General features: G+C 59.3%; 15 protein-coding genes and 1 tRNA gene. All 16 read right to left on the minus strand.

What is annotated here, in order from left to right; translation table 11 throughout:
* Nucleotides 1–381: 381 nt before the first annotated feature.
* Nucleotides 382–2,502: a HelD family protein gene (locus HMPREF9452_RS09760; RefSeq protein ID WP_009141977.1), complete on the minus strand. Its 2,121-nt coding sequence runs from the start codon at nt 2,500–2,502 to the stop codon at nt 382–384.
* Between the two features lie 151 nt (nt 2,503–2,653).
* The gene (locus HMPREF9452_RS09765; protein WP_009141978.1) at nt 2,654–4,447 is read right to left on the minus strand and encodes an ABC-ATPase domain-containing protein; all 1,794 of its coding nucleotides are present in this window, start codon (nt 4,445–4,447) and stop codon (nt 2,654–2,656) included.
* Between the two features lie 183 nt (nt 4,448–4,630).
* Nucleotides 4,631–6,727: an MSCRAMM family protein gene (locus HMPREF9452_RS11865; protein WP_009141979.1), complete on the minus strand. Its 2,097-nt coding sequence runs from the start codon at nt 6,725–6,727 to the stop codon at nt 4,631–4,633.
* Nucleotides 6,728–6,736: 9 nt separating this feature from the next.
* Nucleotides 6,737–7,894: an LPXTG cell wall anchor domain-containing protein gene (locus HMPREF9452_RS12220; protein WP_050797664.1), complete on the minus strand. Its 1,158-nt coding sequence runs from the start codon at nt 7,892–7,894 to the stop codon at nt 6,737–6,739.
* The gene (locus tag HMPREF9452_RS09785) at nt 7,872–8,807 is read right to left on the minus strand and encodes a class C sortase (RefSeq protein WP_009141981.1); all 936 of its coding nucleotides are present in this window, start codon (nt 8,805–8,807) and stop codon (nt 7,872–7,874) included. Before HMPREF9452_RS09785 ends, HMPREF9452_RS12220 begins: the two co-directional genes overlap by 23 nt.
* 14 nt (nt 8,808–8,821) lie before the next feature.
* Nucleotides 8,822–10,540, minus strand: a complete 1,719-nt coding sequence (locus HMPREF9452_RS09790; protein ID WP_009141982.1) for a SpaH/EbpB family LPXTG-anchored major pilin — start codon at nt 10,538–10,540, stop codon at nt 8,822–8,824.
* 130 nt (nt 10,541–10,670) lie between these two features.
* A complete protein-coding gene (locus tag HMPREF9452_RS09795; RefSeq protein WP_050797665.1) occupies nt 10,671–18,074 on the minus strand; it encodes a Cna B-type domain-containing protein in 7,404 nt (2,467 codons plus the stop codon).
* A gap of 122 nt (nt 18,075–18,196) precedes the next feature.
* Entirely contained in the window at nt 18,197–18,535 is a 339-nt protein-coding gene (locus HMPREF9452_RS09800) for a hypothetical protein (RefSeq protein WP_009141984.1), read from the minus strand.
* A 265-nt stretch (nt 18,536–18,800) separates the two neighbouring features.
* Complete coding sequence (locus HMPREF9452_RS09805) at nt 18,801–20,024, minus strand: permease prefix domain 1-containing protein (RefSeq protein ID WP_009141985.1); 1,224 nt, start codon at nt 20,022–20,024, stop codon at nt 18,801–18,803.
* Nucleotides 20,021–20,371, minus strand: coding sequence for a PadR family transcriptional regulator (locus tag HMPREF9452_RS09810; protein ID WP_009141986.1), 351 nt, complete (start codon nt 20,369–20,371; stop codon nt 20,021–20,023). The genes HMPREF9452_RS09805 and HMPREF9452_RS09810 overlap by 4 nt, the downstream gene beginning before the upstream one ends.
* Nucleotides 20,372–20,770: 399 nt before the next feature.
* On the minus strand, nt 20,771–21,481 hold the full coding sequence (gene rplA / locus HMPREF9452_RS09815; RefSeq protein ID WP_009141987.1) for a 50S ribosomal protein L1: 711 nt from the start codon (nt 21,479–21,481) through the stop codon (nt 20,771–20,773).
* 92 nt (nt 21,482–21,573) lie between these two features.
* On the minus strand, nt 21,574–22,002 hold the full coding sequence (gene rplK, locus HMPREF9452_RS09820; RefSeq protein ID WP_009141988.1) for a 50S ribosomal protein L11: 429 nt from the start codon (nt 22,000–22,002) through the stop codon (nt 21,574–21,576).
* A 124-nt stretch (nt 22,003–22,126) separates the two neighbouring features.
* On the minus strand, nt 22,127–22,663 hold the full coding sequence (gene nusG / locus HMPREF9452_RS09825; RefSeq protein WP_009141989.1) for a transcription termination/antitermination protein NusG: 537 nt from the start codon (nt 22,661–22,663) through the stop codon (nt 22,127–22,129).
* Nucleotides 22,664–22,666: 3 nt separating this feature from the next.
* Nucleotides 22,667–23,023, minus strand: coding sequence for a preprotein translocase subunit SecE (gene secE, locus HMPREF9452_RS09830; protein ID WP_009141990.1), 357 nt, complete (start codon nt 23,021–23,023; stop codon nt 22,667–22,669).
* A 78-nt stretch (nt 23,024–23,101) separates the two neighbouring features.
* Nucleotides 23,102–23,177: transfer RNA gene (locus HMPREF9452_RS09835), tRNA-Trp, on the minus strand.
* Between the two features lie 12 nt (nt 23,178–23,189).
* On the minus strand, nt 23,190–23,339 hold the full coding sequence (gene rpmG / locus HMPREF9452_RS11665; RefSeq protein WP_009141991.1) for a 50S ribosomal protein L33: 150 nt from the start codon (nt 23,337–23,339) through the stop codon (nt 23,190–23,192).
* Nucleotides 23,340–23,470: the final 131 nt, after the last annotated feature.

The following is a 23,470-nucleotide window of genomic DNA, read 5'->3' on the forward strand; positions in this document are numbered from 1 at the left end:
ACCCATACGCGCCAACGACCTGCTAGACAGATACGGATACGCGTGTGGGTGCCAAACGTTTCAGTGTGCGGAAAGGACCCTAGCGCGTATCCTTGCTGAGTAGCGCTAGGCCTAGTAGATGCAATGCCGTGTGCATGCTGCGATCCATGGGCGTCCTTTCTGTAACCAACGCGCTTTAGTGTATCAGAGTGTTTGCTGCAGCTGGCACTTGGTCTGACGGTTCGCAACCAACTGGTTACATTATTCAGGATCCACTTCATTCTTCACGATTTTATTCATGCAAAACGATTGCTCGCTGCAGCCCCCTCGTCCGCAATAAGAAAGGTCCGGCAAACGCAGCGGCGCTCACCGGACCTTGCATACAGCGGTATGGACCAAAGGCTAGGAAAGAAGGCTCGACATCTCGCCGCAGGAGAACAGCGTCACCTGGTGCATCGCACGGGAGACGGCGGTATAGAGTTGACGGCGGGCCAGGGGCGTATCCGGATACGTCGTCGCGTCCGCATCGGGAATGACCACGTGGTCGAACTCCAGACCCTTCGCCATGACCAGCGTCACAATCACCACGCCGCTCGCCGGGAGCGACTGGTTCTTCTTCAGCACCGGCACGTCGTTGTCCAGCAGCTTGGCGATACGATAGGCGGCCTTGGCATCGTTGGCGACGATGGCGGTAAGCCCCGCCTGGTCACCCTCCGCCTCGGCGCGCGCCGCGGCGACGACCTCGCGCAGCGCGGCGGCGAGCTCCCCATCGGCCTCAAAGGCCCCGCGGCGCGGCTCCAGGCCCGCACGGCGCACGCTGGCGAGCTTGATGTCGTCGCCCATGTGGACCAAACGGCTAAAGACCGCCGTGACCTCGGGGCTCGAACGGTAGCTGGTCAGCAGGCGGCACACGTCAACCTGGCCGTGGGTCGCCTCGAAGATCGAGCGGATCTCGTCAAAGCTCGCCGTGCCCTCGCGAATCGCCTGGTTCTGGTCGCCCAGCAGCAAGAAATGCGCGCTGCCGAAGAATTTGGAGAGGACCATCAGCTGCGCCGCGGAATAATCCTGCACCTCGTCGATCATGACGTAGCGGGCGTCCGACGTACCGCGGCCGCAGATCAGCAGGCGCAGGTACAAAAGCTCGGTGGCAGACAGCGTCTTCTGGTCGAGCATGCGCATGCCTATGCGGTCAAGGCGCAGCCAGGTAAGACGGTCGATGTCGGCCTCCGCGCCGGCAAAGAGATAATCCAGGTAGCGACGCGTGACGCGGGCGATCTCGTCCTCATCGGACGTGTCGATCACAGAGCCCAGAATCTGGATCTGCGCCTCCACGTCCAGGCCCATGGCGCGCTCCTGCCAATCGTCGGAGCGGGCCATGCCGGCAAGGCGGCGATCCAAGCGGTCGCGCAGCTCGTCGCAGGTAAGGGCCACAAAACGCGGGCCGATGCCCCACTTGGCGTGCTTGTCCACCACGCTGCCTATCTGCCCGGCGGACAACAGCGTGACATCGTCCATGGTGATGGCGCGCAGGTCGTCCGTGGTGATGACCAGGCTGCCGATCTCGTCCTCCAGGCGCTTGAGCGAGGACGCGGGCGTTTTGGAGCCGTCGTCGCGGTTGCCCGCCCCCTGCTCCTCGACAAAATCTCGCCAGGTGTACAGGCGCGGGTTGGCCTCGCCCATAGAGGGCAGGACGCCGTCGATATATCGCTCGAATACCTCGTTGGGGCTAAAGAGATACACCTGGTTTGCGTTGAGCGTCTCATGGTTGTGGTACAGCAAATAGGCGATGCGCTGCAGCATGACCGAGGTCTTACCGGAGCCCGCGATGCCGTTGACCAGCATGACGGGGACGTCCGCATGGCGAACCACCTCGTTCTGCTCGCGCTGGATGGTCGCGGTGATAGCCTGCAGCTTCTCGGAATGGTGCTTGCGCAGGGCGTTCAGCAGCAGCGAATCCTCGATGGCGACCGTAGTGTCGAAGTAAGCGTGCAGCTGGTCGCGCTCGATATCGAACTGGCGGCGCAGCTCCAGCTCCACCGTCTTCAAACGGCCGTTGACGGTATAGCTGGTCTGGCCGTTCTCCTGGTTGTAATACGTCTCCGCGATGGGGTTGCGCCAGTCGACCACCAGCGGCGTGTGACGGTCGTCCGTAATACCCGCGGCGCCGATGTAGACGTCGCGCGCCGGGCGATCGGGGCGCATCTTCAGGCGGACCTTGGCGAAATAGGGCTGGCGGAGAAGCAGCAGCACCTTGCGCAGACGGTCCACGCTAAAGTCATGGTACTGGTTGTAGGCGTCGATAACCGCGTTCAGGGTCTCGATGGCGGCCAGGGTCTCCATGGTCTCGTCCGCTCCGCCAAAGTCGGGGCGAATCTCCTCGCTCATGGTGACCAGGTCGGCAGCGGCCTGCTTGTGGTCGTGCTCGAGCTGGTGCGTCAGGTCGTCGCGAAAGCCAAGCAGCTGCTTATAGAGCTCGTCCAGGTGCGCTTGCTCCTCGACAAGTACGGGATCGTCTTCATTCATAAGTCCCTCGCAATCAAATAGGGTGCAACGGGCGCAGTCCAGTGTACCCAAAGCCCCGCCGCCCACGTTCAAGAATCACAACAAGCGCATTGACCAAGCATGCTCCGGGCACACCGGCGCCGGCCCGCGTGCCCCTCGATCTCCACGCTCGTCAAGCACGCCAGCGGTTCAGCACCGCAGCGAGTTCTTGTGGACGAGGAAGGGCCAGGCCGCACGCAACGTAGTCGTGCTCCGCGAGCGCGCGCCAACCCTCGCGATCAAGCAGCGCCATCAACTCGTCGACGGCTTTAGCGACCGGCTTTCCCTGGACGAGGATTCCCGCCTGCGCGCCAATGCGGACCAGCTGCGCCAACGCGCGGGCCTGGCAGGGGTCCACAAGCTGCTCCACCAGACGCACGTCGGCGCTCCCCTGCCCCACCTGCAGCTCCTCGCAGCCGCAGGTCCGCACCTTGATGCGATTGTCGCGCGCACCGCGCCCGGCTCCTCGTCCGCCAAAACCACCACGGGCACCGCGTCCGCCGCGATCGTCGCGTCCACCCCGGTCGCCCCTTGCGCTATCCGTCCCCGGAGCAACGGGCGACACCGCGATCGCCCTGTTACCTGCAGGCAAGGCGAACCTCGCGGCGCGCGGCGTTGCGGGCGCAGCCAGCTCCGCGCAAACGGCACGCGCGTGTGCCGTAATGTCGTGAACGCGATAGCGATCCATCTGCAGCACCACATCTGCCACCGAGAAGTACGCGCCCGAGCTGCCCGCCACGATAATGCTGCTCACGCCCGCACGCTCCCACAGGTCGCGCACGCGCTCCACAAACGGCGTGATGGGCTCGAACTCGCGCGCCACCACGGCCTCCATCAGCGCGTCGCGAACCATAAAGTTGGTAGCGGAGGTATCCTCGTCGATCAGCAGCGCACGCGCGCCGGCCTCGTATGCCTCAACGGTCGCCGCTGCCTGCGAAGTCGATCCGCTAGCGTCCACGGTCGAGAACCGGGAGGTATCGCGCCCGTCCGGCAAGTCGCGAATGAACAGCGAGATGTCCACGCCGCTCACCGCGCGCCCGTCCTCCGCGCGCAGCTTCTCCGCGGTCGCGTCCGTCAGCACAAGCTCGCGCCCGTCGCCCGCAACATGGTTGTACACGCCGTCTTGCAATGCGCGCAAAAGCGTCGACTTGCCGTGGTAGCCGCCGCCCACAATCAAGGTCACGCCGCGCTTGATGCCCATGCCGGCGACCTTGCCGCGGTGCGGCAGATCCAAAACAACGCGCTGCTCCGCGGGAGCCTCAAAGGCAAGCGCGCTTTCAAGCGGCCTCTGGGAAACCCCGCTCTCGCGCGGCAAGATCGAGCCGTCGGCAACAAAGGCCACCAGGTCGGCAGCTTCCATCTGCTCGCGCGCGGCGTGCTGATCGTCCGCTAGGTCAACCGCCGCCCATGCCTGGTCAAGCAGGCCATCGTCCACAAACAGCGTACGCTCCACGCATTGGGGCACAAAATCAAGAAGCATCTTCGCGGCGGCGCGGCCGTCAACCGTGCGACCGTGCGCCGGCAACCCCGCCTCAAAGCGAAACGTCACCGATCCGCCGTCCACCTCGCAGGCGGAACGCGCCAGCACCTCCTGCCCGGGACACGTGGTCGCCAGCACGCCGCTTTTGCCCGAGCCGCCCGCACACATGCTGCACCCAGCGAGAGCGCGCGAGAAGCGACGCAACAGCACGTCCTCAAGCGCCGTGCGCTTATGCGCCTTGTCCCACAACCCCGCGGGAATATGCAAAACCTCGTTGTGCACGTTCACGCTCACGCTAGACGGCGAGGCGAACGGGTCGCCCTGCACGTGGTCAATAGACAAAACAAAGTCGCCAAAGTCGTACTGTCCGCGCAGATCCTTGTACGCCGGGTAGCCCCTACGGTCGATGCGCTCCAGCTCGCGCTGCAAATCCCTATCGCTTCTCACAACACGCCTCCCCATGTATATGTGGACGAGAACTCTCTTTGCATGCATTGTGAACCATCCGGAACTACGCTCATGCGCCAAGCATGCAGACGGGCACAAAATAAGCGGTCCGCATGCACTCGCACACGAACCGCTCTTCAATCGAAACTATGAGGTTCAATTTCAAAACTTCTATCGTCCATCTCACTGACGAACGCGATTTTGATGTGATATGTATACACCCGTGGCTAATAACGCCGCACCCAGCAGCACGACTCCAGCAGCGCACACAGTCCAATTTATGTCACCCGTCTGTGGAAGCCCTGACGGCGCATCGCTTACACCAGAATCATCACCATCGGATTGTTCATTGGACCCATTTCCATCAGATGGCGGATTGGAATCTGGCGCGGAGTCCGCTCCGTCATCCGAATCAGTGTCGGGATTCGGGTCTGGGCTGGGATCCGGGTCGGGCGTCGGCTCGGGATCGGGGTCGGGCGCCGGTTCTGGGTCGGGATCGGGAGCCGGCTCGGGATCGGGGTCGGGCGCCGGTTCTGGATCCGGGTCGGGAGCCGGATTGGGATCGGGTGCTGGTTCTGGATCGGGGTCCGGACCGGGACCCGGATCAGGCTGCTTGACATTTGTCACTAGCACCGAAAAGCCCAGTTGCTCGTTTCCTGTGACAACAAATACACCGTGCTCATCAAGCTGGTTGCCAATAGACGTTGCCGGCTCAAACTTGCTAACAGTCACATCGTAACCATCCAGCCAGGTTGTCTGCCGAATCCTGTATGTACCCGGCTTAAAAGGAGCGAAGCGCCCCTTTCCATTCTCATCAGTCGTTATATTGAAACCCGTCGAAACCCACTCGCCGTCTTTAAGCTCTTCTAACTCAAAGACACCGCCGGCAAGCGGCATACTCCTATCCTCGTCATCAACGAGCCTGAACGAAAGGCTATTCTTCCTTGCTACGCCAGGATTTTGACCATTCGCGATTTGATAGGTTGCGCTGTTGCCGCCCTCTTTCACCGCCGAATCGCCAGAAATCAGGCACTCCCTCTTTCCATAATTCGTAACATCTTTAGTGCCATCAATGTCTGGATAGTAGGTGTTGAACTCAATGTAGTAGCTGACGATATTTCCGCCCGTTGGGCCTTCATCACCAAAGATGCTTCCATAGCCGGCATCTATGTAATTCTTTCCGTACCAGTAATATTTATAGTAGATGCCGTTGTTGTCGTCCTTCTTTCCTATACCTCCAAAATTGCAAAAGAACGTCTCGTTCATCTCGCTATCGCAGTAGACGCCCCATTGCAAAGCCTTCTCCGACACCCTGGCCTTAAACTGATCCAGGGTTTCGCCGTCATTCTGCACAAGCCTTGTCATCTTCCCGCCGTCACTGTTGAGAAGAAAGCGCTGCGTTCCATAGCGTTGAGCATAGTACTCGCCCTGTTTCACCTGGTACCAGGTATTGAACGTCATGTCCTTAGCAGCCTGGGCAAGCGTAGGAATCGCTGCATAGATCTGCACCGTTCCAATATCTACAAACCCTTTTTCGGGAATGGCGTCGCTAATTAGAAATTGATCGTAAGCTTTCGGCACTCGATCATCATCGGGACCAGTGTAACCATAGAGATCCATGGAACCAATAGGATTAACCTCGATAGAAATCGTCGCCCCCGGCTTGGTGCCATCTTGTTTATTAACAATGCTCCAACCGTTTTTCCACGACGTATCAATATCTACAGATCCCTCCGTGGAAGATGGAACCGGTTCCTTAAATAAGATGGCGCAACTCTTATCGCCCGCTTTAAGCTCCTTTTCTACAGGCTTCCCTATAGCGGCGCCTACATTTTTCGCCTTTAGCAAGAAAAGATTAAGCTCGCCTTCGATTTTCTCTACTGTATCCGACACTCCATCTAGCAGGGTAAATGACAGTCTGTCCTCAAAAATGCTAACTGACACGGCAACGTTGCCGTCTTGGTCTTTTACCTCGTACGGTCCTAGCGGCCACGACCCGCTCTCGTTCGTAGAAGAGAACAACTCACCTATATTAGTGCTCAAAGATATGCTGTCACCGGGAGCAAGAGGAACTCCTGTTTCCCCCTCCAACGAAAACTTTAAAACGATCGAGGAAGAGACGTCCCTACCCTGATAAACCTCGGCGGGAGCACTAAGCTCGACAATGGCTGCACTGCGGATCGAGCCCTGCGAAACAGACTCTCCTGTAGCCGCTACAGCAACAGCCGCCGCAGACAGCAGCATCGACAGCACGGTGAGAAATGCAAAAAACTTCTTCATCGTTGCATCCTATACATCTGGACAATCATTCTCCTCAGGGTCTTCCGCCGGGCATTGTTCGCCAGACGTGAGACCTCCTCCCTTATCGTCTTGAACAGCCGCTTCATCCTCATCGATCTTGCAAGCTGGAATATCGCGATCTTGGCATTCCCGGTTTTCAATAGCATCTTTGCAACGCTGAGAGTCAGCAACGTTCTGCTCGATTAAATCATTCGCCATTTCTCGTTCAATCGATTCTGTCGCCATCCCGGCTCCCCGGCGTTTCAGCAGCCCCGACGTCACCAACATGGTTACACCCGCCACTAAAAGAACCGCCGCGACCTGGAACTGAACGTCGCCGGTCTGGGGCAGGCCGTTCTCCTCGAGCCAATCGTCCAAGGGGTTATCCGGCTTGACGGGACCGTCGGGTTCTGCCGGCTCATCGGGACCATCCGGGTTGTCCGGACCGTCGGGGTCCTCGGGGTCAACCGGCTTGTCGGGATCCTCTGGGTCTACGGGCTCATCCGGACCGTCGGGATCCTCCGGATCTATCGGCTTGCTGGGATCCTCGCTCTTGGGAGTCACCTCAACACCAAAATGCAGCTCGCCGTCGACGCCGTACGGGACCAGCACCAGCACCGGGTCGATCAGAACCCGCTCGTTTTCGGGGGCGCTCGCCGTGCGAGCCAGCAGGTACACCCCGCAGCGCACGCTCCCAAACCCGGCCACGCCGTCGCCGTCCGTAACGGCGGCGCCGGCGGCGAACAGCCCGTTCTCACGCGCGAAGGCGTCCATCTCCTTGGCCTTCGATCGCAGTCCCGCCGCATCGAGCGAGGACCAGTCGCAGGCGTACGCCTCGAACTCCTTCACAGTGGAGAATTTGGCAGTCGAGCCCTTCACGCTACCCGTTGCGACCAGGGCGAGCGAATAGGTATCGCCCGCGAGCGCCACCTCTTTGCCGCCCACCTGATGATGTGCCTTCACCACTATGGATCCCGAGCATGTGGAAGCGGCCTCGGCGGCAGCGACCTCAAGGGGCGCGATAGGACCCGCGGACCACGCGGAAAAGAAACCGGGGGCGCCCAACGCGACGCCGCATGCCAAAGCTACGCCGGCAACCGCGCGAACCCGATTGCGAATACGTGCAACACGTGCAACGCGCCCGCTATCTAAAGTGCGATCCGCCACTACGGCAATCCCCCTTATCATTTCCCTCAATCCTAGAATGCGCGCCAGAGTGCGCCCGCTCAGCGTCGGCACGGGCGTCCCCGCGCAGCACCAACACGCCCAGCGCGATGGCGACCACGATCATCGCGGCGATGAGCAGCACATGGGGCAGCGACAGGTTGATGGGGTTGCCCTCAACCTCGGCCTCCTGCTCCATCTCCTCCGTATACGGAATGCCATGGGCATGCACCAGCAGCCTATGCGAGTTGATGCCGTACGGCGTGCACGTCACCAACGTGCACAGATCCTCGCCCGCGCGAATCGCCAGGCTCTCGGTCTCATTCGGCAGCACGGTCTCGATCGAGTCGACCTGGTAGGCGAACGTCTCGCCAAGGACGCGGATGAAGAAATGGTCGCCCACCTCCATCTTGTCCAGATCGGTAAACAGCTTTGCGGAAGGCAGGCCGCGGTGTCCGGACAGCACGGAATGCACCGACGGCGCGCTCACCGGCAAAGACGTCTCCGGCATGTGCCCGGCGCCAACCTGCAGCACCGGCTCCTCGACCGTATGGTAGATGGGCATGTTCACATCCAGACGAGGGATGCTGAGGTATCCCATCATGCCGTCGCCGTTGAGGTTAAGCAGGTCGTCGTACGCCGCCTGGAGCGACTCGGCGTCGGCAGGGGCGCTTTCGGACGAATCATCCGTCTGCACCCCCGCCAACGCGGCCAGGCCCTGGTTATATGCGCGGGCATCGGCGAGCATCTGGGCGTACTCTTCTTCGCTCAGGTCTTCCACCGCTTGGTCGTAGCTAGCGATCGCGCGGCTCGAGTTGCGCTCGACCAAAAAGTTGCTCACCGTGGGATACAGCAGGATGGCCAGCCCCGCGAGGACCATGAGAAGCGGCAGGATGTCGTCGAGCTTTTTACGCATGCGGCAAGGCCCTCCTAGCGCTGCGCGTTCTTACGGCGCACGGCCCACGCAACGCCGCCGACGACCACGGCAGCGCCGATGACGGTGAAGGCGATGGTGCCCATGCCGCCGGTCTCGGGGAGCACGGAGCCCGTCTTGTTGACGATGGTGATGACGTGTTCGTCATTACCACCACAGGTCGTGGTAGTACCCTGGTCGTCATCCTTTCCATTAGCCGTATCGCCGTAGTCGATAACGTGACCATTCAGAGATCCGTCTTCTGCAATATCCGCAGAAATGACCACCTTGATGGGGTCCTTGAGCGGGTTGTAACCATTCGGAGCCGTTATCTCCTTGACAAAGTAAGTACCCGTAGCAAGTCCAGCGAGGTTAAGCTTGCCGCTTTCAGGAGTGGTCACGGTGTCCGAACCATTCTCGGACACAATCCACTTACCAGCGTTGTTGTCCGTCCCCTCTGTGAATTTGACAACGGTGTCGCCATCGGCGTCATAAGACCCGTTTTTATTTGTATCTGCGTATACGCTGAACACAGCACCAGCAAGCGGCTTGCCGTCGGCGATGCCGGCGCGCTTGTCAAGGACAAACCCGAACGTATAGGTTTTGGTCTGGTCGTGTACGCCTTCCTCGGTCTTGCCAGGCTCGGTCGTGTATTCGACGTAGGCTTCGTTGGTGTTGGGCTTTTCGATAAGTGCCTGGTCGTTCACCCTAGCCTGGTAGTACACCTCGATCTTCTTGCCGGCAAGGGTAGCTTTATTCTGGTAAAGGTAAGTGCTCAGATCGACCGTCAGCTTCGTGGTGCCATCCTTCTCGGCGGAAGCATTAACGGTGAACTGCTCTCCTTGCAGGCTCGTCCCGTTAACCTTCACGACAACCTTGGGGTCGGTCGCGGAATTAAGCAGCGTCAGGCCCTTGGGCAGGGTGTCGTGCAGCTTGAAGGTGTATGCGTCGTAGCCGGTCATGTCGGGGACGGCGGATTCCAGCTTGAAGGTGAGGAGGTCGCCCACGCTCGCAGACTGGCCGTTCGCGCCAGCCTTGCCCTCTGCGAGAGGCGCCAGGGAATCGATCTCCATACCATGGTTGCCCTCCCAGTCGGGGTTGACAATGGCATCGAGGCCGCCCGTCGGGTTCTCCACGATGCTCTTGTCGACCGTGGGATACTCGGACTTAATTCTCCACTCCTTATTTGCGGGAATGTTGACCAGCGTGGCGTCGGTGTGGCGCTCGAAGGAGGTGGAACCCTGCGCGGGGTACACCAGGTAGTATCCATGATCGAGACACGTGAACGTTGCAGACGCGCCAGTATCCGTCTTTGTGGCCTTCGATGAAGTCTTTACAAGCGAGGCTACGGCATCCTTGCCATTTCCGCGTACGTAATCAACGGCCTCCTTAGCGAAATTGACCAAGTCGTCATCTTGGAGATTAAGCACGTAGTCATACGCCGCCGCGGAGAGCGCGTCCCCAGAGATGCTATCCATAGTGGACTCGCTCAAACCCTGAAAGAAAGTTTCCCAGGCGGCCTTCAGCTTATAGGTGGTGGCCGTGTCGTCTCCACCCTCAGAGCTAAACATCTGAACCGCGTAAACGTTTTTATCGACCATGCTGGCGGGACCGCTTACCGTCAGATTACCCGTTCCAGCCGCGAACGCTTCTGCAGGCAGCGCGCCGGCGACCATCACCAGCGCCATCATGACCGCCAGCGCCATGCTGGCGATGCGTTTTGTCATCGTTTTCATCGAATCATTCCTTCCCTCAAACGCATGACATTTACTACTACTTATCTGCTACGGCACGCTATCGGCGCCGCGAGAGATACTTCCTTCAAACGCGCCCACTCGAGAAAGAGGGCGTTTTTCGCCGCTCACATCAACGACTACGCTTCCTTCCACGAGGCGCCGCATGAGCACCACGAGGCGCACGACCTCGCAAATGGCACGTCCATGATGGCAAAGAGATATTGAAAGCAGCACCAACAGAACCCAGCCGCCGACGACGGCGCTCATACAAGCCAAAGGTCATCAGAGCCGCGCCTGCGAACATGAAGAACCACGTTCCCATGCCTCCCGTTTCAGGCAAAGGCAAGCGGTTGGTCACCGTGATCACATATCCGGTCTCATCCTTCGCGACGCTATAGCTATAGCTGGTCTCCCCTTCATAGGAGCCAACCTGCACTTCTTCGACCGAATATGTGTAGTAGCGCACAACCGAGGGGTAAACCGTCTTGTCTTCGAACGCCACGGGCAGGCCGCCCACCACCTTGCGCCAGGTTTCGGACCACTCGGAGGCATCGGCCGCGGTCAGCTTCACCTCAAGTATGCCGTTCGTGCCGAACGTCGAATCGTCCACGACCACGCCGTCGGCGTTGGTGTAGGTGCGCTTGAGCTTGAAGGTCACTTCGTCAGGGCGCGTGTTACCCGCATTTGCGTTATCCATCCACACCTTCTGCAGCGTGATGTCCGCCAGCGCGGAGCACGGGTCTTGGCCCTCGCCCGGCTCGGGCGTGATGCCGCCGGTGCCGGGAGTATTGAGCGCATCGTCCATGAGCACGGCCTTCGCGGGAGACACATAAGCCTCCATGGCAACCGGCGCGGTGCCGTCTTCGTCTTGCATGACGGCACCCTCAAGCTCATCGAAGCTCGAAATCTTGTCGTAGTGCTGCACCTCGTAGCGGTTGTAGTCAGTGCCGCTTGCCGTGTCTTGCTGAGCATGCGAGAAAACGCCATCAGCCTTCGCCACGGCGTCGGTCAGCGCGGCGTTCATGTCGCGATAGATCGAATACAGGTTGTAGCGGCCTTCGTTGTCTGCGCCCTCGATGGCGCTTGCGTCTTTGAAATAGTACGACTGCAGATTCGTCATGCCCGAGAACGGGCCCACCAGCTCGGAGGTGCCGCGCACCACGTCGCAATAGACCATCTGGTTGCCCTCGAACAGACCTTCCTTGTTGTGGCCCACGAAGCCGCCGGCATAGCCCGCGTTGTCGGGGCGCTGATTCTTGTCTGCAGGCAGGCCGCCTTCCACCGCCGCGCCGTCGGCATCTTGCGTGGCGCCGCCGCCAAACACGTCGTAGCCCGCATGCGCGCCCGTGACCTTGCAATTAGTCACCGTGGTGCGGTTACCCTTGATGAGCGTGATTCCCAGGTTCGCCTTGTTATCTTCAGGGTTGATCAAGCCGTCTTCGTTGCACGGCAGCTTGATGGTGGAGTCACCGATGGTGATGATGGCGGTATCAGACTGCGCCGGGTCGTTCGAATCGGCCTTGGCAAGCGCCACGCCGATGCGCAGGCCCAGCAGGTTCACGTAAAGCAGATCGCCGTCGGAAAGGATCTTCAAGCCCAGCAGCTCGCCCAAACCGGGGAGGATGAAGCTACTCAGGTCGATGACGCCCAGATTCTGAAGGTCGTCTAGATACAAGGCCTTCACCAGCTGGTCGACGATGACCAGCAGTAACTCAACCACGACGGAATCGACCTGCGTGTTCACGATGAACGACATGTCAGTTTGGCCGATGAAGCCCGCCGCAACCTGATCGCTGCGCACTATGCCCAGGTTCGACACCTCGCAAGCGTCGATTTTGGACAGATCACCCAGGCCCACGAAGCCGCCCGCGATGTTTTGCGCGGCATCGTTGCCCTGCTCCACGATGTCTTGGCCGGCATCGGTGCCGCTGGTCACCGTGAAGCCGGAGGCAACGCCTTCCACGCGGCAACGGTCGGCGTGCGAACCCCACACGTCCAACGCACCGGCCTGCAGCTTCAGCAGATTGAGAATCTGCCCGATTCCTGCTTCGGCCTCGTCGATATCGACTGTGGAATTCTTACCCATATAACCCGCGAAGCCGCCCGCGTAGCTGGGCGCCGTCACGGTGGAAAGCGCGCTCACGGTGCAGTCTTTGACCGAGCCGTTCAGCAAGCTGCCGGCGAAACCGCCCGCATTGCCGAAGTAGCGTAGCGAATCCATGGTGCCCACTGTGTCGGCCGTGTTGGCGCGCACCTGGGCGCCGTCGGCCACGCCCGTCACGCTTGCGTGATAAATGTAGCTGCGGAATGCGTCCAGCACGCTGACGTTGCCCAGGCCGATCAGGCTCAGGATGGATGTCTTGTTGGTGCCGGCATCGGTGCCGCCCACGTCGGCCACGCTTCCCACGTCTGCCAGACCCACGAAGCCGCCTGCGTTCTTGCCGCCAGAAACACCGCGCAGACCGTTGACGGAAAGTTTCGAAGCGCCTTCCTTGCTGCCGAGCACAGCAGATTCGCAGCTGCCCACGAAGCCGCCGGCTGCGGCGGCGAATCCGGTTTCGCCGTCCTGCTGATACGACCCATCAACCACGAAGCCCCATGCCTCGTCGGCAGACGTCACGGACGCGCCTCGGATGGTAGTCATGGTGGCCTCGAGCACGTTGGCGACATCGCCCGGCTGGCCGATGACGGTATCGAGAATGCCCTGCAAAAGGCCGTTGCTCGCGTTGGTATTCGCGTCGATGGCCGAGCCAGGAGCCGCCGTGCCCGCATAGCCGCCCACCGTGTTGGTGCCTTTCACCAAGCGCAGGTTGCCCACGTTGCAGCCCGTTGCGCCTTCGGTGTCGCCCCAGATCTGCGCGCCTTCGGCATAGCCCACGTAGCCGCCGGCATGGCCGCAGCCGTACTTCTCGTCGTTTTCGACGCTGCCCGTGCCGCGGGCCTGCACCGTCATGCCCTCACGATAGCCCGTCGTGGAAGACGAGCCCTGAATGCTGGGCACGAACACCTGAGCCGCCGACACAAGCTGGCCCAGGTTGAGCTTGAGGCCCAGAATGCTCACGCCGCCCAGGTTGGCCGCGCCGCCGCTTTCCATGAAGCCCGCATAGCCGCCGGCGGCACGCATGGCGCGCACCGTCTTGGCATCGTTTGCCGCGCCGTCGCTGACCACGCCGCTGCGCATGATGCCCACGTAGCCGCCGGCCACGCCGCCGTCGCATTCGTTGACCGCGTTGCTGTAAGCGCTGCGGCCCGCCGCCACGTTGTAACCATATATATAGTTGGCAAGCTTGGCGTCCAGCTCTTCCTGCGAGTTCACCTTGCCGGTTTGGGCAAGGTCGGCGCCGAAGCCGCCGTTCACGCCGACGTAATCGACCCATGTGTTCCAGGTGCCTACATCGATGCCGGAAAGCGGGCCCGTCACGCGCGTCTGACGCTGCGTGGGATAGACCACCGACAGCGCCGAGGCCAGCGTGTCAACCTTGATCAGGCCGAACAGCAGGCTCAGACTGCCCGTGTCGGCCGTATCGGCAGGACGCATGAAGCCGATGTAGCCGCCCGCAACCTCGGTGCCGAACACCGAACGCATGCGGTCGGCGAACGCCGTACGCGTGGGACCGGTGTATGCGGCCGCTTTCCAATCGCTCGAATCGTTGCCCCAGATCTGGCCGCCTTCGTTGTAGCCGGCGTAGCCGCCCGCCATGCCGCGCATGGTGGTGCCGTCGGATTCCGCCTGCGCACGCACCACGCCGCCGCAGGGTACGCAGTCGGTGGAGCTGTTGCGCACCGTGGGAACGAAGCTTTCCACCAAACCGGCCAGGCTGTCAATGTTGGCGAGTTTTTTCAGAATGCTGCTTTCACCGCCGCCGAGCACTTCGGCCACACTGCCGGGCTCCATGCCGCCGGTATATCCGCCCGCAGCGATGCGGCCAACCACGTGCGAGAACGAATGGGCGCTGGAATCCTGAATGTGAGCACCGGTAATACGGCCCGCGAAGCCGCCGGCATAGCCTTCGGAACCGTCAGCCGTGGTGGCACGCACCGCATAACCGCCCGGCATGCCGTACACGTCGGAATGCTCGACCGTGGAAACCATCACGTTGAGCGCGGAGAGCACGTCGGTCAGATTGATGGTCGTGCCCAGAATACCCAGGCCTTTGCCCACCGATGCGGTGGAGCCGATGTCCAGGCGGCCCGCATAGCCGCCGGCATAACGCAAGCCGTCGATGGCCCATGGCGTAGTTGCGTCGTAATAGGCGTCGATCGCGTCAGCCTCAAGATCGGCGGGGTCTTTGATCGCCGTATGGGCGATCTTGTTCACGTCGCAATTGGAAATCTGGGCGCCCGAGGCGTAGCCCGCGAAGCCGCCCGCAGCGCCGGAGTTCGTATCGAACGCGTCGACGCGGTTCGCGCGCACGGTGAATCCGTCGAGCGAATTCACGCCTGCGTCCGACACCGTGGCAACATAGGCGTCAATCAGGCTGAGCAAATTGGACAAATCAACCTGAAGACCCTTGATGCCGCCCAGGATGCTCAGGCCACCGCCTCCGTCGGCCGCTGCAGCAAGCGCACCCGAGGTGAGCAGGCCCGCGAAACCGCCTGCATAGCTGCCGCCCTCGACGCTCTTCAAGTTGTTGACAGCCCATTGGTCGGCATCCGCATCGTTTTCAGGCATGCCTTCCACCACGCCGCTGCGGAACACGCCCGCAAAGCCACCAGCTTCGTCGGCCACGACGGTGGCATCGCCGTCGACTGCGTAGGTCACATTGCAGTCGCTATATTTCGGAATAAGGTAAGGGACGGCGCTGAGCAGGCCGGAAATGGAGCTGAGCGCAAGGATGGATGCGTCGTCTGCCACGTCGGCAAGGCCGCCCGTCTCGGAATTGCCCACGAAGCCGCCGGCCGCGCCGTTGTCGGCATCGGCCGACACGCGGTGAAGGCCCACCACGTTGCAGTTCGATAGCTGGGCGCTGTGGTTGTCGGCCACGAAACCGCCCGCGGTTGCCGCGGAAACGCCTGCGTCCGACGCAACATCTTTGGTTGCTTCCACCGTGAAGCCGTTCGCGTGGCCCGTCACGGTGCAGTTTTCCGCCGTCACGCTCACGCCTTGGCCCACGGCGAGCAGGCCCGTGATGCTCACGGCACCAAGGCCAAGCAAATCAAGACCACCGCTGCCCGCCAAGTTGCCGGGACCCATGACAGCCGCAAAGCCGCCGGCGCGCGTGCCCGCCTCTACGGACGCTATATCTTTAATATGTACATTGGTGCACGAACCGCCCGTGGCCTCGGCGACGGCGCCGGCCGCATGCGAATCGGCCGCAGTCACCGTTGCACCCTCCGCGACACCCAACACCGTTACGTCACTCAACTCGAACGGCAGATAACCGCCCAGGCCGACGGTACCGTTGATGATGCCTCCCACGGAAGCTGTGCCCAGCATGCCCGCAACGCCGCCGGCACGCGTCTGGCCTGCCACGACCGAACGCAGGCCGTTGAGGGTAACGGGGCTGTCCGTTGCAGGGCGCACGACCGCACCCTGGCTCCACAGTTTGATGTCGTCAAGATGGTCCTGGTCGGATTTCGCAATTACCACGCCATCGCCGCGACCCACGATGCCGCCTGCGAAGTCGTTGGCGGAATGCACAGTGAAGTCACCCTTCATCTGCACTCCCAGCAGCTTGGACTCCTCAACGCCCACAAGGGAAAGCAGATTCTGCGCCGCTTCGGGTTTGCTCGTCAGGAGACCCGTAAGCAGGCCGTTGACGCCGGTCAAAAGATCGGAATTCTTATTTTCACCCTGTCCGAGGTCGGTCGCCCAGCCAACCGTAGCCGCGCCCGTGAAACCGCCCGCCAACGCCTTAATCGAGAGCTGGCCATCATGCTCTTCTTCGTGACCGGTGGCGGAAACGTTAACCGTGCCTTCTACAGCTGCATCAACCGCGTAGCTGTTCGCCATAGCGCCCGCGAAGCCGCCCGCATAGCTGGCAGCAGTCACTGTCACGCCCGAACGAACCACGCATCCCGCAGCAGCGCTTTGCGGCTGGGCAACACGAACCAGCTCAACGCCGACCTCGGACAAAGCACCCTTCATAACATCGTTGCGCATGAGACCTGCAAAACCGCCCGCATACAAACGAGCCGTCACCTTATAAGGATTGGCGCTCTCTACCGAGCAGTCCTGCGCGATGGCGCCCACCATGACGCCTGCAAAACCACCTGCGTAATCGTTGTTTGCAGAGCCGATGGTCTCGCCCGCTGCGAAGTTATGGACCGCACAATGAGAAATCACAGGATTAAGGTACCCGTTAGGCACCAGAGCCCCTGCGTCGATAATATTACTGTCAAGCAGCAGCGTAATGAGGTCGCCCAGGCCAAGACCAGGGATAACATTGAGAAGATGGGCTAACAGCTCGACAACTTTACCGAGAGATTCGGATGCATACTGCGTGTCGCCTTGCACGTAACCGGCAAACCCGCCATTCATCTGCGCGACGGAGGAAACCTTCGCCTCATGCACCTCGCAGCCCGACACTTCGACATCGCCCACGATGCGGCCCGCAAACGAGCCTGTCGCCAGCGCCGATGGGTCGGCGGCGCGCACGTTCAGGAGGTTTTCGATCAAGCCGCTTAGGTCTATCTTGCCAAGCGTAAGGATTTCCAACAGAGTGCTGACCAGTCCACCAACAACGGTACCCAAGCCTTTGAGCAGTCCACTTATTAGCGACTGGTCCACGAGCACCTCTGTGGCATGGTTTTCAACCGTGACCTTTTCGAGCGTGATGTTGCTTGCGGTTGCCTTCGTCGGCGCTGCGAAGGGGTTTTTGCCATCAAGCTTATTGGATATGGTGCCAAAGAAGCCGATACCCGTGTTTTTACTCACGTCGAGCTTGGCACCAGACTGGACCACCTTCACGTTGGAGATGACGGGGTTGGCGACGGTGGTAACGTCGGTGATGCTTTTACCGTCTGCTCCGATGCAGGACCAAAGGCTGCCCGGCGTATCAGGGGTATCGCTCTTCGCTCCGAGCATGGTGCTCGAGAACATGAGCGGATCCCACCCCGTGTTACCGGGGTCTGCAGCGTTCGTGCTCAAATCGATATCGCGGAAGATGAGGTAGTTGGCGTCGATAGAATAGGTGAGACCGGTATTCACCCTGCCCTCGAGAGCATCATCGCGCTCACCGTTTTCCCCCTCGGTGAAATACAGGGTCCGCTTTCCGCCAAGGAGAGGGTGCTCAATGATTGAATTATGAAACTCCTTGTCACGCAACGTACCGTCAGTAACATCCGCATCGCCGGCATAGGCAACCTGCACCTCAGAAATGTCCTCCCATTTTCCTATGCCAAGAGCGCCTTTGAATTCTTGCTCAACCTGGTAAACGGTGCCCGAGATAACGTGCTTGCCCGACCCGATCGCGCGCAGCTGCTGCTCGTTGCCAATGAGAATATAGGTAACACCATTGATAGCTGCCGTGGACTGGCCAACGAAATCGCGACCGCCCAGCGCATCCACCGCGTCACGGTCCGCAACCAGCACGTTGCCGGCGGTGTCGCCATCGCCCTGCTGCAGGACCTCGGCGCCCTCGATCTGCGCGGCATCCTGCTCTGCGCTCGATGCACCGTTATCGGAATCCTGGCTGCTATTGTCTTTTTTAGCCTCTACATCATTGCCGAAAGAGTTGCTATTGGAAGACCCCCCCCCGCACGTAAATCGTGCTGAAGGCTCTCGTCTTCCTTGCTGCCTATCTGATCATATGCGACAGTGGAAGCCGCATCGCTATCGTTGTCGTCGACAGCAGCCGCATCGGTATCAAAGACCGAAACGTTTACATCATCATTTTCCGAGGCATAAGAAACAGAATTACCGCTATAACCCATTTGGATCCGTTCGATGGCACGCGACAGCTGCCACGCGCCAACGGATGCTGGAACCGATCCCAGGCTGAAAGAACATGTAAGAACGGCGACGATAAGCGCCCTTGAATATTTGTGCTTCATATCTGCTCTCGAGCTCGAAAATGGTTATGCGCTATTTATTGCTTTTAAATGTTAGCGCATAAATTGTCCATAAAATTCGTTCTTCACTCAACAGATTGAAGCTAGCAATTACTTGGTGAACGTATGTAATCTATATATACTCATATGCTATTTGGTTGATACAAGTTTGGCATCACATGTTTCCTAATCGTACGAAAAGAGGGCGCCGTAGCGTCCCTCCTTTCACACTTTGTTCATATTCAATTGCGCCGATTCTCTTTACGCGCTATTTCCATTCGCGCTCCGCCGCATCAACCATGTTTTCTGCGAACTTGCGGCTGTAAAGGTTGTCCTCCTTCAGCTGGTGCCAACCGGCCTCGTTCATCATATCGGAAGAGAGCATCACGCCAAAGCGGCTCTGCGCATTGTCGCGCGTGAAGACGTAATAGTCCTCGTCCATGGGATCGTCCGCCTCCGTCACCGTCACTCGAACCTCGTTGAGCAACGGCATCGAGCAGAACAGCGCCATCGTGTTATACGAAAGAGCAAGATCGATGGAGTCGTCGTCATATCCATCCGGTACTTCGCGATACGCTAGACCCAGCACGTCAACGCCAAGCGTCACATCGATATCGGTCGCCCACTCGCTCATGGGAAGCAGGCGAATCAGACTCTCGACGTTCGCAGCATCAGACGGGTCGGTCTCGGCATATAGGCTGATGTCACCCGGCTGCGCGCTAACTACGGCCACCGCAATATCATCGCCCAACTCGCCGTCAACCCACACGGTACCGTCTGCGTCCACCACAACCTCTTTGTTGCGGGCGCTCGCACCGTTTCCCTGGCCGCTGTTGGACTGGCCATTTGCTTGACCGCTTTGCTGACCCGCAGCCGCATCGCCATCAGATGCGGACTGCCCGCCATTTTGAACCTCGGTAGCCGCGCTATCAATGTGATCCTCTACACGGTCGATTGCCCCCAACGCATAGATAAGGCCCACGCCAACCACAACAAACAACGCAAAGCCCGCAGCCGCTGCAATGACGATGTTGCGAGTACGCTTGCCCTTGGGAGCCGCCGCGTTTGCGGACGAGAAAACGCTCGCGACGTCCTCGTCGACGTCGCCCTTAAATCCCGCCGGAGGCACCGGAGCACCGGCAACGGGCATCGCAGCCGTCTCGCCCGCCGTACCCGGTTGCGCAGGCGACGCGCCCTTTGCTACGGCAGCGTTTGGAAGCGCCGTGGTCTCCGCCGTATCCGCCTTAGCCACATCCCCATTATCTGCACGGCCCGTCTCACGCGCGTCATCAATGCCTTCGATCACGTCATCGATACTAGACATGCTCGCCTTTGTCTTCTCCAGTGCCTCAGCGGGATCCATGCCGCCGGCGACATAATCCTCGTAACGAGCGACCAAGTTGCCGTAAATCTCTTCCTTGAGCTCAATGTTCTCCGCCGTCAGCATGCGGCCCTCGAACAGGTGCTCGACATACATACGAATCTCGTTCATTGTGCGCCTCCATCCTGTTTAAGCAGGCGATCGATAATCACTTTGACGTTGCTCCACCGCTGCGTCGCTTCATTCAGCTCGTCTTTACCTGCAGAGGTAATGCGATAGTATTTGCGCCTCGCACCCTGCGTCTCGTTTCCCCAATAGCTCTCGACGTAGTTTTGCGTCTCCAAGCGCTTGAGACTCGTATACAAAGAGGGCTCCTTCATCTCGTATTCGCCCCTGCTGGTCTGAGCGATATCCTTGAGAATCTCGTATCCGTAGGAATCGCCGCCAGATAGCGTGCAGAGAATGATCGCATCGATGTTTCCGCGAATCAGGTCGCTAACGGCATCGCGCGCTGCCATGCAATTCACCTCCAGAACAAATTACGAATGATTCGGTCAATCACTCTTATCTGATAGGTTAAATTTATCACACAGTACTATGTGTGTCGATATACTTTATCAACAAGGGTTAAGCGGACGAAGATTAGCGCCAAACGGTAGTCATTCTGCGATGCTTTCCATATATCCCTTAGTCCTCGTAATGGCGCTGATTGGATAGCCACCTGGTACCTAGTGGCACTGGTTCCCTTACACCCTCTACGCGTTAGTAACCTTTTGAGAGACATTACGCGCATGCTCATGTAGGCCGCACGCGAACCAGCGATATATCAACCGCACTCATCAAAAGTAAAAAACCCGGCCCACATAACGTGAACCGGGTTTTATCTCATCTATACGATGACAGTCGATTGACTAAACCTACTCAGCGAGGAAGTTGCGCTGAACGGAGGAGTCAACCTTGATGCCAGGGCCCATGGTGGAAGACATGGAGATGGACTTCACATAGCGACCCTTAGCGGAAGAGGGCTTGACGCGCAGGATCTCGGTGTAGAGAGCGGCGTAGTTCTCAACGAGCTTCTCGGTCTCGAAGGAAGCCTTGCCCAGGGGCACGTGGCAGATGCCGTAGCGGTCGGCGCGATACTCAACGCGGCCGGCCTTGAGCTCGGAGACCATCTTGGCGACGTCCATGGTGACGGTACCCAGCTTGGGGTTGGGCATGAGGCCACGAGGACCAAGGATCTTACCGATGCGGCCAACCTTGGCCATCATGTTGGGGGTAGCGATAGCAGCGTCGAAGTTGATCTCGCCGCCCTGGATGGCAGCGACGAGCTCATCGGAACCGATGACGTCGGCGCCGGCCTCTTCAGCCTCGCGAGCCTTCTCGCCCTCGGCGAAGACGGCGACGCGGACGGTCTTGCCGGTGCCGTGGGGCAGGGAGATAGAACCGCGGATGTTCTGGTCGGCCTTACGGGTATCGATACCAAGGCGGAAGTGGACCTCGACGGTCTCGTCGAACTTAGCGGTAGCGAGCTCCTTCACGAGGTTCGCAGCCTGAAGCGGGGTGTAGAGCTGATCGCGGCTGACCTTCTCGGCAGCGGCGCGGTAGTTCTTACCATGATGCTGAGCCATTGTATTACCTCCTGTGGTTCTAACGGGCACTTTGCCCTTCCACATCGTGCGTGCTTGCTGCACGCGTTAATAAGACCTAAATAAGCTAGATGCTACTCGGCGATGGTGACGCCCATGGAGCGAGCGGTACCGGCGACGATCTTCTTAGCGGCCTCGATGTCGTTGGCATTGAGGTCGGGCATCTTGATCTCGGCGATCTTGGTGAGCTGCTCCTGAGTGAGCTGGCCAACCTTATCGCGCTGGGGAACAGCGGAACCGCCCTTGAGCTTGAGCTCCTTCTTGATCAGGTGAGCCGCAGGCGGGGTCTTGGTGATGAAGGAGAACGTGCGATCCTCGTAGACGGAAATCTCAACGGGGATGATGTCGCCCATCTTGTCCTGCGTAGCAGCGTTGAACGCCTGGCAGAACTGCATGATGTTGACCTGGGCAGCACCCAGGGCGGGGCCGACCGGAGGAGCCGGGTTGGCCTGGCCAGCGGGGATCTGAAGCTTGATGACGGTGGTGATTTTCTTCTCAGCCATGTCAAAACCTTCCTAACACGGATGGAAACCTAACTATCGTCAGCGCCTACCCGCTAGAAGCACTCTGGATGATGAGCGGTCGTCCAAAGAAGCGAAGCATTCGCGAACGCACAAATAAGAAAAGCTACGCGATGACCTCAATCTGGTCAAAGGTGAGCTCAACGGGAGTCTCGCGACCAAAGATGAGCAGCGCAACCTTAACCTTGCCCTGTTCGGCATTAACCTCGGTTACCTGACCATCAAAGTCGGTAAGAGGACCGGAGGTAACGCGGACAGAAGTACCAACCTCAAGATTGACGGCAGTCCTCTTGGCACCACTGCCCTTATCGGACTTGCGCATCATCTTGTTGTACTCTTCACGAGACAACGGAGAGGGCTTACCGTTACCACCAAGGAAGCCGGTAACACCGGGAGTGTTGCGAACGCACGTCCAGGAATCATCGTCCATCTCCATACGAACCAGAACATAGCCCGGGAAGATCTTGGAATCCTTGGTCTCGCGCTTGCCACCTTCCTTGATTTCGGTGACGCGCTCCATGGGGATCTGGATATCAAAGATGCGATCCTGCATTCCCATGGTCTCGATACGATGCTCGAGATCGGTCTTTACGCGATTCTCATAACCGGAATACGTGTGAACGACATACCAACGCTTAGACACTGATTACCCCCTCAGGCTGGAGAAGAGGACCAGGCCCTCACCAATAAGCATGTCGAGCAAAGCGATAAGAACGCCGACAACGATCAGCGAAACGCAAACCGTGACGGAGTAGTTGATAAGCTCTTTCTTAGAAGGCCAAACAACGCGCTTCATCTCAGACTTGACGGAGCGGAAGTAGTTCTTGATGCGAGCGAAGAAACCGGGCTTCTCGTTCTTCTTCTTAGCCTTAGCCTTCTTAGCCGGCGCGGCATCCTTCTTGGAGACCGCCTTAGAGGCCTCAACCTTGGAGGAAGAAGCAGCAGCGGTCTTTGCGGACTCAGAGTTCTGCTGAACCTTCTTCTTATTCTTCTTGTTGGCCATGGACCTAAAACCTCCGGCACAAACCCTATATAACAGTAGAAACCGTAAGCCCCCAGAGGAGGCTTACGGACTAAAGACTGGCACGCCAGGAAGGACTCGAACCCTCAACACTCGGTTTTGGAGACCGATGCTCTACCAATTGAACTACTGGCGTATATTAAAGAGATTAACGGGTCTCTTTATGAACCGTATGACGACGGCACCAAGGGCAATACTTCTTGATCTCCATACGATCAGGCATGTTCGCCTTGTTCTTGGTGGTCGTATAATTGCGACGCTTGCACTCGGTGCAGGCAAGTGTAACGAAAGTACGCATGTGTCTGAAACCTCCAAATACCGCCCCACGCGGGCACGGTTGCCTATATTAGCATCTGACATTTTGCTCTGTCAATGCTCGGCGGTATTTATTGGCCGTCCTGCAAAATTCGTACACATTCATTTGCAGTT

It is taken from the genome of Collinsella tanakaei YIT 12063 (genome assembly GCF_000225705.1).
GTDB classification, from domain to species: domain Bacteria; phylum Actinomycetota; class Coriobacteriia; order Coriobacteriales; family Coriobacteriaceae; genus Collinsella; species Collinsella tanakaei.

Coding starts and splice junctions, on each gene's coding strand:
- HMPREF9452_RS09800 (WP_009141984.1), bottom strand. CDS start 18,535: ATGAAGCACAAATATTCAAGGGCGCTTATCGTCGCCGTTCTTACATGT.
- secE (WP_009141990.1), bottom strand. CDS start 23,023: ATGGCCAACAAGAAGAATAAGAAGAAGGTTCAGCAGAACTCTGAGTCC.
- HMPREF9452_RS09810 (WP_009141986.1), bottom strand. CDS start 20,371: ATGGCAGCGCGCGATGCCGTTAGCGACCTGATTCGCGGAAACATCGAT.
- HMPREF9452_RS11865 (WP_009141979.1), bottom strand. CDS start 6,727: ATGAAGAAGTTTTTTGCATTTCTCACCGTGCTGTCGATGCTGCTGTCT.
- HMPREF9452_RS09805 (WP_009141985.1), bottom strand. CDS start 20,024: ATGAACGAGATTCGTATGTATGTCGAGCACCTGTTCGAGGGCCGCATG.
- rplA (WP_009141987.1), bottom strand. CDS start 21,481: ATGGCTCAGCATCATGGTAAGAACTACCGCGCCGCTGCCGAGAAGGTC.
- rplK (WP_009141988.1), bottom strand. CDS start 22,002: ATGGCTGAGAAGAAAATCACCACCGTCATCAAGCTTCAGATCCCCGCT.
- rpmG (WP_009141991.1), bottom strand. CDS start 23,339: ATGCGTACTTTCGTTACACTTGCCTGCACCGAGTGCAAGCGTCGCAAT.
- HMPREF9452_RS09760 (WP_009141977.1), bottom strand. CDS start 2,502: ATGAATGAAGACGATCCCGTACTTGTCGAGGAGCAAGCGCACCTGGAC.
- HMPREF9452_RS09785 (WP_009141981.1), bottom strand. CDS start 8,807: ATGCGTAAAAAGCTCGACGACATCCTGCCGCTTCTCATGGTCCTCGCG.
- HMPREF9452_RS09790 (WP_009141982.1), bottom strand. CDS start 10,540: ATGAAAACGATGACAAAACGCATCGCCAGCATGGCGCTGGCGGTCATG.